Annotated in this window: 12 protein-coding genes; 3 read left to right on the top strand and 9 right to left on the bottom strand. The window is 75.2% G+C overall.

The window, feature by feature from the left end:
• Nucleotides 1–48 precede the first annotated feature (48 nt).
• The 6 genes from JYK04_RS33725 to JYK04_RS33700 all read right to left on the bottom strand — a co-directional run bounded on the left by JYK04_RS33725 (nucleotide 49) and on the right by JYK04_RS33700 (nucleotide 7,634).
• Complete coding sequence (locus JYK04_RS33725; protein WP_189740917.1) at nucleotides 49–1,866, bottom strand: vWA domain-containing protein; 1,818 nt, start codon at nucleotides 1,864–1,866, stop codon at nucleotides 49–51.
• Nucleotides 1,863–2,924, bottom strand: a complete 1,062-nt coding sequence (locus JYK04_RS33720) for an ATP-binding protein (protein WP_189740915.1) — start codon at nucleotides 2,922–2,924, stop codon at nucleotides 1,863–1,865. Before JYK04_RS33720 ends, JYK04_RS33725 begins: the two co-directional genes overlap by 4 nt.
• Before the next feature lie 102 nt (nucleotides 2,925–3,026).
• Nucleotides 3,027–3,470, bottom strand: a complete 444-nt coding sequence (locus JYK04_RS33715; RefSeq protein WP_189740912.1) for an SRPBCC family protein — start codon at nucleotides 3,468–3,470, stop codon at nucleotides 3,027–3,029.
• A gap of 41 nt (nucleotides 3,471–3,511) precedes the next feature.
• Nucleotides 3,512–4,897 (bottom strand): amino acid permease, encoded by a 1,386-nt coding sequence (locus tag JYK04_RS33710; protein ID WP_189740910.1) that lies wholly within the window; start codon nucleotides 4,895–4,897, stop codon nucleotides 3,512–3,514.
• Nucleotides 4,898–4,972: 75 nt separating this feature from the next.
• The gene (locus JYK04_RS33705; protein WP_189740907.1) at nucleotides 4,973–7,090 is read right to left on the bottom strand and encodes a phage holin family protein; all 2,118 of its coding nucleotides are present in this window, start codon (nucleotides 7,088–7,090) and stop codon (nucleotides 4,973–4,975) included.
• A 139-nt stretch (nucleotides 7,091–7,229) separates the two neighbouring features.
• Nucleotides 7,230–7,634 carry a hypothetical protein gene (locus JYK04_RS33700; protein ID WP_189740904.1) on the bottom strand — a complete coding sequence of 135 codons (405 nt, stop codon included), beginning with the start codon at nucleotides 7,632–7,634 and terminating at the stop codon, nucleotides 7,230–7,232.
• 124 nt (nucleotides 7,635–7,758) lie between these two features.
• Between JYK04_RS33700 and JYK04_RS33695 the strand changes: the two genes are divergently transcribed.
• Both JYK04_RS33695 and JYK04_RS33690 read left to right on the top strand, forming a co-directional pair.
• Nucleotides 7,759–8,535: an MBL fold metallo-hydrolase gene (locus tag JYK04_RS33695; RefSeq protein ID WP_189740901.1), complete on the top strand. Its 777-nt coding sequence runs from the start codon at nucleotides 7,759–7,761 to the stop codon at nucleotides 8,533–8,535.
• Nucleotides 8,532–9,161 (top strand): DedA family protein, encoded by a 630-nt coding sequence (locus tag JYK04_RS33690; RefSeq protein ID WP_229875864.1) that lies wholly within the window; start codon nucleotides 8,532–8,534, stop codon nucleotides 9,159–9,161. The genes JYK04_RS33695 and JYK04_RS33690 overlap by 4 nt, the downstream gene beginning before the upstream one ends.
• Nucleotides 9,162–9,220: 59 nt before the next feature.
• On the opposite strand, the gene JYK04_RS33685 is transcribed toward JYK04_RS33690, so the two are convergent.
• Entirely contained in the window at nucleotides 9,221–10,159 is a 939-nt protein-coding gene (locus JYK04_RS33685) for an SMP-30/gluconolactonase/LRE family protein (protein WP_189741415.1), read from the bottom strand.
• 366 nt (nucleotides 10,160–10,525) lie between these two features.
• On the opposite strand from JYK04_RS33685, the gene JYK04_RS33680 reads away from it, so the two are divergent.
• Nucleotides 10,526–10,987 (top strand): MarR family winged helix-turn-helix transcriptional regulator, encoded by a 462-nt coding sequence (locus JYK04_RS33680; RefSeq protein WP_189740898.1) that lies wholly within the window; start codon nucleotides 10,526–10,528, stop codon nucleotides 10,985–10,987.
• A gap of 16 nt (nucleotides 10,988–11,003) precedes the next feature.
• Here the strand turns inward: JYK04_RS33680 and JYK04_RS33675 are convergent, their stop codons facing one another.
• The gene (locus JYK04_RS33675; protein WP_189740895.1) at nucleotides 11,004–12,143 is read right to left on the bottom strand and encodes an MBL fold metallo-hydrolase; all 1,140 of its coding nucleotides are present in this window, start codon (nucleotides 12,141–12,143) and stop codon (nucleotides 11,004–11,006) included.
• Nucleotides 12,144–12,174: 31 nt separating this feature from the next.
• Nucleotides 12,175–13,392 carry an aminotransferase class I/II-fold pyridoxal phosphate-dependent enzyme gene (locus tag JYK04_RS33670; RefSeq protein ID WP_189740892.1) on the bottom strand — a complete coding sequence of 406 codons (1,218 nt, stop codon included), beginning with the start codon at nucleotides 13,390–13,392 and terminating at the stop codon, nucleotides 12,175–12,177.
• Nucleotides 13,393–13,582 lie beyond the last annotated feature (190 nt).

The following is a 13,582-nucleotide window of genomic DNA, read 5'->3' as shown; positions in this document are numbered from 1 at the left end:
ACCCGCGGACCCGCAGGTCGGGGGCGTTCTGCGTCCGGTCAGGGCAGATCAGGTCAGGCGGAAGACGGGGCCCTTGGGGGTGAACGGCAGGGAGGCGCCCTGGGGGATCAGGTAGGCGTGTTCGCGCCGGATGCGCAGGGTGTCGCACCACCCGTCCGTGATCACCAGCACCGGGGCCCCCGGCGGGAAGTCCTCCGCCCGCTGCAGCAGGTCGATGCCCGGCTGCAGCTCGGTACCGCCGCGTCCGCGGACCCGTACCCGGCCCGCGATCTCGGTCGGGGGCAGATAGCCGGCGTCGTACGGCGCCGCGTCGCAGAAGACGACGCGCGCCGCCGGTACGTCGCGGGCCTGCGCGTACGAGGCGATCGCGCCGAGCGCCTTGCCGAGCAGGGCGGCGTTCATCGACCCCGAGGTGTCGAGCACGACGCCGAAGGTGCAGCGGGCGGTCTCCTCGGGCGGGAAGTGGCGGCCCGCACGCGGGATGTCCGGGGTGGAGGCCTGGCGGCGCGCCGGGCGCGCGAAGCTGCGTACGGGCTCGGGGCGCGGCACGTACTCGTCGAACCAGCGGGCGAGCCGGGCGTCCCACGGCACGGGCGGGTGGGCCAGGGCCCGGATCTCCTGGATCAGCCCGGCCGGCAGCAGGCCGCGCTCCCCGTGGGTGTGCAGGTCGAAGCCCTGGACCAGGCCGCGCCGGTAGAACTCGTCCAGGTCCGTGTAGGGCGCGCTGCCGGGGTGGGGCAGCGGGTCGCCCAGGATGTCACCGCGGCCCTTGCCGCGCAGGGTGGCGAGGCGGCGCATCCGGCGCAGGTCGGCGGTGATCCGGTCGTAGACCTCCTCGACGGACAGGTCCCTCAGCTCCGCGTCGTACAGCAGCCCGGCGGGCATCTCGCCGACGCCCATCTCGACGAGCCAGCCGTTGACCACGTAGTCGGCGGCCACGTTGTGCAGGTACGGGTCCCGGGCGCCGCGCCGCTCGCCGTGGCGCAGGGCGGCGTGCAGCATCTCGTGGGCCAGGATGAACCGCCATTCCCCCTCCTCGAAGCTGCGCAGCGGGTTGACGTAGATCTCCCCCGCGGTGGCGCTGACCGCGGCGACGTCGATGTCCTGGGCGCGGGCCAGCTCCGCGTCGGCGACGATCTTCAGGCCGCTGGCCAGGCCGCCGAGGAGCGGGTACGAGGAGACGAACCAGTTCAGCGCCCGGTCCCACGGGCGCTGCGCCACGCGCTCCCCCGTGATGCGGTCGCGGCGTCCGCCGGCGACCTCCATGGCGGCGGAGACGCTGCGGGTCAGGGCGTGCGCGAAGGCGGTCTCCCAGTCGGGCACCGCGGTGGAGTTCCATGCGTGCCAGGTGACCAGGAGCTGGTCGGGGTGGTCGCCGGCGGTGCCGCAGACCTCGTAGGCGGCGGGGATGCCGTCCCGGCGCCAGCGGGCCGCGAGCAGTTCCTCGTCACCGCCGGGGTACTCGGCCGGGAGGTCGTCCGGGGGCCGGAGGGACGGCTGGGTCAGCAGGAAGCGGTTGACGACGGCGCAGCGGGCGGCGAGGTCGAAGCGGTCGGGCTGGACGCGGTCCCGGGCGGCCGCGGCGGGGACGTGGCCGAAGCCGAGGTGGAGCAGGGCGTGGGCGAGGGCCCAGGCCCAGGTACGGGGCTCGGCGCGCAGGCCGGAGCGGACGTGGAGGACGCCGTTGGAGTCCACGGCGACCAGGCCCGCGGCGGGGGTCCCGGGGCACTTGGGCTGCTCGCACACGCTCCCGCCGACGGCGGCGAGGGCCGGGTTCCGCTTGACCAGGGCGAGCCCCTCGGCGAAGGCCTGGGCTGCGGGGTCGGGCTGGGTCTTCTTCTTGGGCCGGGGGCGCGACCCGCTCACCGGCGGGCCTCGACCAGGCGAGGCATGTCCCGGGCGGCCTCCACGAGGAACCAGGAGGGCAGCACGGGCAGGCCGTCGGCGTCGTCGGCGATGACGGTCTGCGCCACCTCCACGGAGATCTCGGCGAGCTGGACCAGCAGTGCCTTGGCCCGGTAGGCGGTCTGGCGCAAGGCGGGCGAGACGTGCTCGCGCTGCGCGGGCAGCTCCTTGACCAGGCGGCCCCGGAAGGCTTCGGCGAGGTAGTAGAGCAGGTCGCGGTCGGCGGGGCGGGTGGGCCAGGAGGCGTCGCCCTTCATGATCGCCTCGATGCCGAAGCTGTGCCGCACGATCTTGGCGTAGCCGCAGAAGGAGACGGCGTGCGCGGGGGTGAGGGTGCCGTGCGCGATCACCTTGAGGGTCTGCTCGTCCAGTTCCGGCCCGAAGGAGTGCAGGGCGTCGGAGAGCATGTGCCAGGAGCGCGGGGTGGAGAAGGGCTCCTCCGTCTTGGGCGGCTGCGACCAGAGGTGGTCGGGGCGGTCGGTGAGGTAGTCGGTGACCCAGGGGTGGATGCCGTGCTCGCCGGCCCAGACCAGCCAGTCCCCCGCGGACGCCTGGAGGTGGACGTGGGTGAGGCGGTTGACCAGCGCGGAGGCGATCGGCCGGGCCAGCGCGTTGTCGGTGGCCCGGTTGCCCGCGCCGATGACGATGGAGCCGGCCGGGAGCTCGTAGGAGCCGATCCGGCGGTCGAGGATCAGCGAGTAGAAGGCCTTCTGGACGTCCGGGCTCGCGGCGTTGAGCTCGTCGAGGAAGAGGCAGTACGGCTCGTCGCGGGCGATGGCCTCCGGCGGGCAGAAGACGGACCGGCCGTCGCGGATCTGCGGGACGCCGATCAGGTCCTCGGGGGCGAGCTGGGTGCCGAGCAGGCTGACGCACTCCAGCCCCAGTGCGTCGGCGAACTTCCTTACGAGCGAGGACTTTCCGATGCCGGGAGCCCCCCAGAGGAACACCGGCCGGACGGTGGCGAGGCCGAGCAGCAGTTCGGGGATCTGGGCGGGGGTGACGGTGACGGCGGCCTGCACGGGTGTGGACGTCCTCGGGGGTGTGGCGGGTGTCTGGTGCGGCCAGTGTGTCCGCACCACACACCTCGGGGCATCCGGTTTTCGCCCCCCGGCCGCGCGCCGTCAGCGGGTTTCGAGGAGGTGCTTGAGCTTCGCCTCGCCCCGGGGCATCTCCTTGCGGACCATGGGCCTGACCACGAGGGGTACCAGGGCCCGGCCCAGGCCGTGGCCCTCGAAGTCGACGTCCAGGGTGACGCGGGAGCGGGTGCCGCCGTCGAGGGGTTCGACGGTGCCGTGCACATCGGGTCGTACCGGCCCGTCGACCCCGTGCACGTGCCAGCTCCTCGGCGGGTCGAGCTCCACGAACTCCATGGTCGTGGGGACGCGCCGGCGGCCGATCTGCCGGGTGACGAGGATCAGCGAACCGACGTGCACGGGGAGGTTTCCGACCGGGACGGCGGACACGGCGCTGTCCTGCCACTCCGGCAGGTGCGTGGGATCCGTCAGGTACGCGTAGACGTCCTCGGGCCTGCGGTCGATGTCGATGCTCTTCCTGAATGCGGACATGGTGACCCCTTGGCGCCCCCTGGACGGTCCCTCTTTCCAAGCTACTCCGCGGGTGACACGGCGGCGCGGTGCTTGCGCGCGGACATGGCGGCGTAGACGAGGACGCCCGCGAAGAGGAAGAGGACGCCCTGGTAGACGGCCGCGTAGCCGGAGCCGGCGACCAGCCACATCGAGAAGCCGAAGGCGAGGGCGGCGAGGACGCCGTCGCGGGCCAGGCGGCCGGGGTGGACGCGCTCGCGCTGCCCGGAGAGCAGGAAGTAGATCTGCGCGGCGGTGGCCAGCAGGTAGGGGACGGTCGCCGTGAAGGTGGTGATCAGGACCAGGCTCTCGAAGACGCCCTGGGTGCCGGCCGTGTAGTTGTAGACGGTGAGGGCGGAGGCCAGGGCGACGGTGACGACCACGCCGACGACGGGGACACCGCGCTTCTTCCTCTCGAAGGCCTTCGGGAAGAGCCCGTCCTTGGCGGCGGCGTACGGGGTCTGCGCGCTGAGCAGGGTCCAGCCGTTGAGGGCGCCGAGCATCGAGACCACGGCGGCGCAGGCGACCACGGTGCCGCCCCAGGTACCGCCGAACATGGCGTTGACGGCGTCGGTGAAGGGAGCGGTGGAGGAGACCAGCCGGTCGTGGGCGACCAGGCCGAAGACGGCGACCGTGCCGAGCAGGTACACGGTGGCGGCGCCCACGGTGCCCAGGACCGTGGCCCGGCCGACGTTGCGGGCCGGGTCGCGGACCTCGCCCGCGCTGACGGTGGCGGACTCGACTCCGAGGTAGCTGAAGAGCAGGATCGCCGCGGAGGCGGAGACGGCGCCGGCCGCGCTCTGCTCGGTGGCCCGGAAGGGGCCGAGGTTGGCGGGGTCGAAGAAGAACAGCCCGCCGACGGCCACCAGGAGCAGCGGGGCGAACTTCAGTACGGTGGCGACGACTTGCACCGCTCCGACGTAGCGGGTGCCCGCCAGGTTGGAGAGGGCCGGGAGCCACTGGACGGCGAGGGCGGCCAGGCACATGGACCACTTGTGCTCGCCCGCGGCGGGGAACAGCACCGTGAGGTAGCCGACGGCCGCGACGGCCAGGGCCGCGTTCGAGACCCAGGCGGTGATCCAGTAGCTCCAGGCGGCGAGGAAGCCGGCGAAGTCGCCGAAGGCCGCGCGGGCGTAGACGTAGGGGCCGCCGGTCTGCGGGTGGCGTTCGGCGAGCCGGCCGAAGACCAGGGCGAGGGCGATCGCGCCGGCGGTGAGGACGGCGAAGGCGACGAGGCTGATGGTGCCGAAGGGGGCCACCGAGGCGGGGAGGAGGAAGATCCCGCCGCCGATGATGTTGCCCATGACCAGGCAGGTCGCGACGGGCAGGCCGAAGCGGCGCGCGTGGGGGGCGCGGCCCTGCTCGGGGGGTGCGGCGGCCTCGGCGGGCAGGGTTGCGGTGCTGGTCATCGGTGGTGCGCCTCTGGATGTCTCACATGCTGGGCAGGTCAACACATGGTTGACCACCGCGAAAGCGGCACAAAATCAGCGGATTTCGTCCCGTGCGGGCACCCCTGCGGAAGGAAAGCTTCCGCTCTTTCCGTCCCCGGACCGGGTTTCCTCCACCGGCGGGGCCGGGGGCGCCGCCAGCGGTACCTGCGGCCCGTCCGCCTCCCGCAGCCAGCGCCGCAGCACGGCGTGCACCGCCTCCGCGCCGGCCAGTTCCTCCCCGGGGTCCGACAGATCGGTGGGCCACATCAGGAACGGGTGCCCCTGCTCCCCGCCCAGCCCGCCGTGCGAGCCGATCTGTTCCTCGAAGGCGTGCACCTCGCCCGTCTCCGGGTCGTACGCCGAGTTGACCATGACGTCCGCCACGTGCGGGAAGGCGTCGGTCCGGCGGACGGCCTGCGCAGCGCCCGGGCCGAAGGGCGCCAGCAGCTCCTCGGCCTCCCCCGGGACGTCCAGCCGGGCCGCCCTTCCGTCCCGGCCCAGCACCACCCCGTCCACCAGCAGGAATCCCACACCCGGATGGTTCGCCAGGGTGGTCAGCAGGGCGGGGTGCGCGCGCTCCACGCGCGCCCGCGACGCCCGGCCGGGGATGTCCGGGAAGGAGATCAGGCCGAGGTTGCCCGAGGCCAGCACCACCGGATCGGAGCCCGGCCCCGGGTGCGCCTCCTCGCCCTCCTCCACCGGCCGGTGGAGCGCCGCGAGCACGGCCGCCCGGGCCTCGGCCCCGCTGCGGGTCCGGCCGGCCCGGCGCGGGACCGGCAGCCCGCAGCCCGCCCGGACCAGGTCCTTGAGGGTCAGCCCGTAACGGCCGAGGAAGGTCTCCCCCGGGCTCTGGCCGTGGTCGGAGAGCAGCACGATCCGGTACCGGCGCGGCGCGTGCTCGGCGACCCGGGCGATCAGCGCGAGGCTCCGGTCCAGGCGCTGCAGCACCCGGTCGGTGTCCCGGCCGTGCGGGCCCGAATGGTGCGCGACCTCGTCGTAGGCCACCAGGTCGGCGTAGACCGCGGAGCGCCCGGCGAGCATGTCGCCGATCACGGCCGCGACGACCACGTCCCGTTCGACCACGGTCGCGAAGGCCCGGATCAGCGGGTACAGCCCGCCGCGCGACACCCGGGGCCGGTCCCCGCGGATCCGCGCCCGCAGTGACTGGACGACCTCCCGGACCACCTCGGCCACGAAGGACCCGGCCGTACGGACGGCGTTGGCCGGATCGGAGAAGTACGCGAAGTAGCCCGCGCGGGACCGGTTGGCCCGACCCCGCCGGGCCGAGACCGACAGCACCAGCGCCAGCTGGTCGGCGCCGCCGCTGAACAGGTTGCCCCGGCTCGCCCCGTCCAGCGTGAGCAGTCCGCCGTCCCCGGTGCGCGCGATGGCCCGTCGCTGGAGCTCGGCGGCGCTGGTCGGCCGGTTGCAGACCACCACCTCGCCGGTGTCCTTCTCGTACCAGCGGAAGGCTGGCACGTCGTGGTTGGAGCCGTGCAGGATCCCGAGCTGGCTGGCGCCGGTCTGGCTCGACCAGTCCGTACGCCAGGACCGGGCGTGGTGGCTGCCCTCCAGCAGGCCGGCGACCGTGGGCATCAGCCCGCGGCCGCACGCGCGGCGCAACTCCCCGTACCCCACCCCGTCCAGCTGGAGCATGAGCAGGCCCGGCGGGGCCTCGGCGGCCCGGGACGGACCCGCCCGGCCCTGCCTGCGGCGGCGCCGGTCGGCGAGCCGGTAGAGCCGGCGCCGGTAGGCCTCGTCGTCGCGTACGGCCAGGGCGGTGGAGGTGGCCGACGCCACCGCGGACATCACGGCGGCGACGACCACCGCGGTCTCGGGAGCCACCTCGCTGCGGCCGTCCGGGATCAGGCCGATCGCCATCAGCAGGAGCGAGCCGTTGAGGAAGAAGACGAGCAGACCCAGCACCAGGGCGGGCACCAGCAACAGGGCCCGGACGAGCACCGGCCAGACCAGCGCGCTCAGCAGACCGAAGGCCCCGGCGGCCCAGGCGGCGGTCAGCCCGATCTGCGTGATGCTGTCGCCGTCGTCGGACTGGAGCCGGAAGTCCGGCAGGATCCCGGCCAGCGCGAGCATCGTGAGGGTGGACACGGCCCAGACCAGGAGCACCCTCACCAGGGCGCTGCCCGCGGTCCGCCACCGTCCACGCCCCACGCCGCCACCTCCCGCGCGCCCCGTCCGCCTTCCAGGCTCGCACAGCCCGGCGCACCCGGTCGGGCGAAGCGGACGGCGCGCGGGGGCGCGTGGCGGGGCGGGCGGGATCGGTGCGGGCGGAGCGGGCGCGGAGGGCCGGTCAGGTGCCGTCGTAGCCGGCCGTCGGCATGGACAGCCTGCGGTGCACCTCGGCCTTCATCGCCGAGGTGTACCGGGGCTCTTCGGCCCCGGCGGTCTCCAGCCGTACGCCGCGCCGCTCGCACTCGGCGGTGAACTCCTCGACGGAGCGCAGCGCGCGGGCCAGCACCCGGTGGTTGGCGGCGACGAAGAGGTCGACCTGCCCGGTGTCGACGTCGGACCAGAGCCCGCAGTGGTCGGCGCGCAGCCCGTAGACCAGCAGCTGCCTGGTCACGACGTAGCCCCGGTCGGCGGCCCAGCGCGCGCACATGGCGTGCTGGCCGCGGGTGTCCACGGCGAAGGGGTCGGCGTCGAGGTCTTCGAGCGGGGCCAGGCTGGTGATCGCGGCCACGCGCAACTCTTCCATGCCGCCGGACCCTACTCCGATACTCCGCGGTAGAGGAGGGGGCCGCCGAGATCCGGTTCCGAGCGGCCGCACGGGGCAGACACCCCCTAGGCTCGTGAACGGGGCGTGAGGGAGGGAGGTCCGGGTGCCGGTGGAGATCACCTGGTGGGGCCATGCCACGTGCACCGTCGAGGACTCCGGGGTCCGGCTGCTCACGGACCCGCTGTTCGCGCGGCGGCTCGCGCACCTGCGGCGGCGCCGCGGTGCGGTGCCCCCGCCCGAGGCGGCGGTGGCCGACGTGGTGCTGGTCTCCCATCTGCACGCCGACCACCTGCACCTGCCGTCGCTGGCCCGGCTCGCGCCCGGCACCCGGCTGGTCGTGCCGCGCGGGGCGCGCCGGGCCGTGCCGGGGCTGGCACGGGTCGCCGGGCTGCGCGGGCTGGCCGTGACGGAGGTGGTGCCGGGCGAGGAGGTCCCCGTACGGGACGGCGTCCGGATCCGGGCGGTCGGCGCACGGCACGACGGACGCCGGCTGCCGTTCGGGCCGCACCTGTGCCCGGCGCTCGGGTACGTGGTGCGGGGCGCGGCGCGGACCTACTTCGCCGGGGACACCGGGCTGTTCGACACGATGGCCGAGGAGGTCGGGCCGGTGGACGTGGCCCTGCTGCCGGTGGGCGGCTGGGGGCCGTACCTCGGCCCCGGGCACCTGGACGCGGGGCGGGCGGCGCGGGCGCTGACCCGGCTGGCGCCCGCGGCGGCGGTCCCGGTGCACTACGGGACGTACTGGCCCGTGGGGCTGGACGCGGTCCGGCCGCATGAATTCCACGCGCCGGGCGAGGAGTTCGAGCGGCTCGCACGGCAGCTGGCGCCCAAGGTGACCGTGCGGGTGCCGCAGCACGGCGAGCGGGTGCGGCTGCCGTGACGTGGCGCGAGCTCGCGGCGGCGGCCGGCCAGGTACCGCCGGAGAGCACCCAGCAGGCGGTGGGGTACCCGGCGCTGTTCCTGCTGGTGGCCCTGGGTGCGCTGGTACCCGTCATCCCGACGGGTGCGCTGGTGGGTTCGGCGGCGGTGGTGGCCTTCCACCACCAGTCGCCGCCCTACGGGGTGCTGCTGGTGTTCGCGGTGTCGGCGCTGGCGGCCTTCACCGGGGACATGGCGCTGTACTGGCTCGGGCAGCGCGGGGTGCGCTCACGGGGCGGCTCGCGCTGGCTGGAGGCGCTGCGCGGCCGGGCCACACCGGAGCGGCTGGAGCAGGCGCGGGCGGGGCTCGACGAGCACGGGGTACTGGTCCTGGTCCTCTCGCGGCTGGTCCCGGCGGGCCGGATCCCGGTGATGCTGGCCTGCCTCCTGGCGCAGATGCCGCTCCGCCGCTTCGCCCGCGGGGACGCCCCGGCCTGCCTGGCCTGGGCGGCGACGTACGCTCTGATCGGCATCCTGGGCGGCACCCTCTTCGCGGAGCCCTGGAAGGGCGTGGCCCTGGTGGTCGGCCTGGCCCTCGCGATCAGCGCGGGGCCCTCGCTCCGGCGCCGCCTGCGGCCGCCGCCCTGAGCCGGCCCGCACCACCTTCCGGCCTGCCTTTACAGGGCCTTGCGGGGCCTTGCGGGGCCTTACCGGTCCCGGCCGTGCGGCGGCCGTGCGCCGGCCGGTGGGAACGCGAGGCCCGTCGGCGTGTTGAGCCCGGTGAAGCCGACCGTGACCTGTCCGCCCCCCGTCTCGCGGACCCGTACCACCCGGTTGTTGAAGCCGTCGGCCACGTAGAGGCTGCCGGAGCCGTCGAGCGCGAGGCCCAGCGGGGAGCTGAGGCCCGTGGTGGGCACCGTGCTCTGCGCACCGCTGCCCGCGGCCACCTTCACCACGCGGTTGTTGCCGCTGTCGGCGATGTAGAGGTCACCGGCGGCGTTCGGGGCCAGCCCGGTGGGCTGGGAGAGTCCGGTGGCGGGCACGGTGCTCTGGCCGCTCCCGTCCACGGCCACCTTGACGACGCGGTCGTTGACGAAGTCGGAGACGTACAGCTCCCCGCCGGGCGCCCACGCCAGCCCCCAGGGGTGCAGCAGCCCGGCGGTGGGCACGGTCGTCTGGTCCCCACCGCCGGCCGGCACCTTCACGATCCGGTCGTTGAAGCTGTCGGCGATGTACAGGTTCCCGGCCGGGTCGACGGCGAGCCCCAGCGGGCGCGACAGGCCGCTGGTGGGAACGACGACCTGCTCCCCGCCGTTCGGGGGCAGCACGAGCACCCGGTTGTTGCCGGTGTCGGAGACGTAGAGCCGGCCCGCGGCGTCCCAGGCCAGCCCGGTCGGCCGCACCAGGCCGTCGAGGGGGACGGTGCTCTGGTCGCCGCCGGCCGCGGGCAGGGCCACCACCCGGTTGTTGCCGTAGTCGGACACGTACAGGGGCGGCCCGGCGGGCGACCGCACGTCACCGGGCTGCGCGGCGCCGACCGCGCCCGCGGGGAGCGCGCAGAGCATCAGCAGCGCCACGGCGGCGGCCAGTCGCCGGGTCCACCGCCGGACGGCCGCAGGCGCGTGCGTTCGTGACTCGGCCGTCATGCGTTCCACGACTCACCCACCTGATCCGGACGGTCGGCCGGCTCGTGCCGTACCCCCGCCGACCCTAGGAAGCGCCGGGCACCGGCGCGGGAGCCACGCCATCGGAGCGTCCGACGGCCACTCCGATGCCCCGGAGAGCGAAGGCCCGGGCCGGTGAGCGTGAGCCGTCGTCCGGGCCGTGGCCGATGAAGGGGTCGAAGCCCGGGAGTTCACGGCTGCGGCACGTCCGGCGGATCGTCCGGCCGCACCCCCGCAGGGGCGGGATCGGGACAGGTCCCGTCGGGGGGCTGGACCTCAAGTGCGCTTGAGTTCATAGGGTCTTGGGGAGCGCACCACGCTGCACCGCGAACGGGGAGTTGATCCGCCATGGAGTACTCGCACGACGACGCCGAACTGATCCGCCAGCCCATCGGCTACTGGAGCTGGGCCGCCTACGACGCGATCGTGAGCCGCACCCGGGGCGCACTCGCCGGGCTCGGCACCACCCAGCCCCAGTGGTGGATCCTGTCCCGGGTGGCCCTGGCGGGCGACGAGGTCAGGACCCGGGACGGGGTGACCGAGACCCTGCGGGGGTACCTCGCGGTGGGCGAGGAGGCGCTGTCCGAGGAGATCGACACGGTCATCGTCCTGGGCTGGATCACCCAGGACGCCGAAGGGCGCCTGGAGATGACCCCCGAGGGGCGGGAGTTCCTCGACAAGGCCGTGGCCCTGCAGGCGGACCTGTGGGACGAGCGGCACGCGGGGATCTCCGACGAGGAGTACCTGATCACCCTCAAGGTGCTCCAGCGGTTCATCCGCAACGTGGGCGGGCAGGCCTGGCACCACTGAGCCGGCGAGGGCCGCGTCACTCGCCGGCCCCGCCCCCTGCCCCGCTGCCGGCCGCCTCGGGGGGCAGCGTGCGGGAGGCGCCGATCGGCAGGTCCCAGAGGTCCTCGCGCGGCAGGCCGGCCCGGTGCCAGGCCGCCTGGGTGCGGTGCAGGGGTTCCATGACCGGCTCGGCGGAGAGGACGAAGGCGGCCCAGTGCATGGGGGCCATCCGGCGGGCACCGAGGTCGAGGCAGGCTTGGACGGCTTCCTCCGGGTCGGCGTGGACGTCGCCGAGCCACCAGCGCGGGGCGTACGCGCCGACGGGCAGGAGGGCGAGGTCGATGCCGGGGTGGCGGCGGCCGATCTCACCGAACCAGTGCCCGTAGCCCGTGTCGCCCGCGAAGTAGAGCCTCCGCGGCACCGCACTCAGGGTGTCGGTGAGGATCCAGCCGCCCCACAGGGACCTGCAGGTGTCGATCAGCGACCGCTTCGACCAGTGGTGGGCTGGGACGAACTCGAAGCGTACGCCGCCCAGTTCGGCCGATTCCCACCAGTCGAGGTCGGTGACCCGGGTGAAGCCGCGGCGGCGGAACCAGCCGGCCAGGCCCGCCGGTACGAAGAGGGGCGTGTGCCGGGGCAGCCGCTTGAGGGTGGGGGCGTCGAGGTGGTCGTAGTGGTTGTGACTGATGACCACCGCGTCCACCGGCGGCAGGTCCGCCCAGCGCACGCCGACCGGGGTCAGCCGGGCCGGGGTGCCGAGGATCCGCCGGGACCAGACCGGGTCGGTCAGTACGGTCAGCCCGCCGGTCCGCAGGACCCAGCTGGCGTGTCCGGCCCAGGTGACGCAGACGCTGCCGGGGGGCGCGGGGGGCAGCGGGCCGGGCTCGTACGGCAGGTCGGGAATGCCCCGCAGGCCTTCGGGGCCGGGCCGGAAGGCGCCCTCGCGGGCGAGGCGGGCGTAGCCGCGGACCCCGGGGAGCGGGGTGGTCAGCCGGTCCGCGAACGAGCGGGGCCAGCGGCGGTGTCCACCGAGCGGGCGCGGCGGCGCGGACGCACGCTCGGGCGCGGCTGCGGCGAGGCCGGGTGCGGAGCCGGGCGAAGGGGCGGGGGCAGGGGAAGTGGCGGGGGCGGGGGAAGTGGCGGGGGCGGGGGCGGCGGTGTCCGTCCGGTCCCTCATCGCGAAGTCTCCGTTCACCGGGGTCGGGTGGTCAGGCCAGCCCGGCCAGCACTGATCCGAGGAGTTCAAGGGAGTCGCGTACGTGCGGGAGCGCCAGCGGATCGCGGGCGGTGAGCGCGGCCAGCCGTTCCTGCGGGGTGGCGCCCAGCAGCGGACCGGTGGACAACCGCACGCGCAGCGCGCCCAGTTCGTCGGCGAACCGCTGCCCGCCGGGCGTGGGCGCGCCGAGCCGGCCGCCGAGCCAGTCCTCCAGTTCCATCGCGTCGCCGACCCCGTGCCGGGCGAGTCCGGCGCGCAGCGGGGTGAGGTCGACGTACAGGTGCCGGCCGGCCTGCGGGGGCCGGGCCAGCGCCCCTGCCTCCAGCAGCCGGCGGTGTGCGGCAGCGGCCACCACCCCGTGCAGGGCCGCGGCGGCGTACGCGCGCCCGGCGACGGCGTCGGGTTCGTCGAGGGCGTGCGCGGCGGCCCCCGCGACGGGTCCGGCGACCATCGCCCCGGTGGCGGTGAGGACGTCGAGGGTACGGGCGCGCAGCCAGGTCCCGCGCGGGGTGTCGGGGAAGCGGACGACGGCGGCGGGCCAGCCGGCCGGCAGCATCGCACCGGCCAGGTCGATGAGGACGGCCGCCTGCTCGGGGAGCATCTCGGCGGGGCTCAGGACCAGGGTGTCGTGGGGCCGGTGGACGGTGTCGCGCCAGCTCTCGTCGCTGACGACGAACAGTCCGGCGGATTCGGCGGCCTCGCAGGCCTCGCGCAGCATCTCGGGCGGCGGCACGGTCGCGGTGGGGTCGTCGGCGACCGACAGCAGCAGCACGCGCGGGTCACCGCCCTCGGCGCGCACCCGCCGGACGGTCTCCAGCAGGGCGTAGGGGTCGGGCACTCCGCCGCACTCGGCCGGGGTCGGCACGTGGTAGGCCCGCCGTCCCAGCAGCCGGACCTGTGGGGTCCACCAGGCGGGACAGGGCCGGGGCAGCATCACGTCCCCGCCGTAGGCGCCGAGCAGGGCCAGGAGCAGCGCGGGGGCTCCGGGGCCCGCGGCCACGTTCTCGGGCGGGGTGGCGAGCCCGCGCCGCCCCCAGTGCCGGCAGGCGGCCTCGCGTACGGCCTCGCCGCCGCCGGGGGGCTCGGGGGCCGCGCGTCCGGCGGCCGCGGCGAGGACGGAGACCAGCTCGGGGAGCACCGGCAGGCCGGGCTGGGGGGCGGGCGGGCCGTACCGGACCGGGCCGCGGCCCTCCGTCGCCGTGCGCTGCATCCCCGCCACCGCTTCCCGCCTTCCGCGCTCGCCCTGCCACGCCCGCCGCGCCGCCGGGCTCGCGACGCCCGCCGAACGCGCGACGCACCGCGATGCGCCACGGCGCCCCGCCGGACCTGACCTTTATACGATTATTCAAGGCTGCATGCCCGTTATGGGGGATTCCTGCCCCTCGCGCGTCAGCACGTGC

Origin of the sequence: Streptomyces nojiriensis, from assembly GCF_017639205.1 — a bacterium.
GTDB classification, from domain to species: Bacteria; Actinomycetota; Actinomycetes; order Streptomycetales; family Streptomycetaceae; genus Streptomyces; species Streptomyces nojiriensis.
The sequence above is the reverse complement of the archived record's forward strand: the minus strand, read 5'-3'. Positions and strand labels throughout refer to the sequence as shown.

Bases quoted from the DNA above. Each gene is read 5' to 3' on its own strand.
- JYK04_RS33715 (WP_189740912.1), bottom strand. From the start codon at position 3,470: ATGTCCGCATTCAGGAAGAGCATCGACATCGACCGCAGGCCCGAGGAC.
- JYK04_RS33675 (WP_189740895.1), bottom strand. From the start codon at position 12,143: ATGAGGGACCGGACGGACACCGCCGCCCCCGCCCCCGCCACTTCCCCC.
- JYK04_RS33700 (WP_189740904.1), bottom strand. From the start codon at position 7,634: ATGGAAGAGTTGCGCGTGGCCGCGATCACCAGCCTGGCCCCGCTCGAA.
- JYK04_RS33680 (WP_189740898.1), top strand. From the start codon at position 10,526: ATGGAGTACTCGCACGACGACGCCGAACTGATCCGCCAGCCCATCGGC.
- JYK04_RS33710 (WP_189740910.1), bottom strand. From the start codon at position 4,897: ATGACCAGCACCGCAACCCTGCCCGCCGAGGCCGCCGCACCCCCCGAG.
- JYK04_RS33685 (WP_189741415.1), bottom strand. From the start codon at position 10,159: ATGACGGCCGAGTCACGAACGCACGCGCCTGCGGCCGTCCGGCGGTGG.
- JYK04_RS33670 (WP_189740892.1), bottom strand. From the start codon at position 13,392: ATGCAGCGCACGGCGACGGAGGGCCGCGGCCCGGTCCGGTACGGCCCG.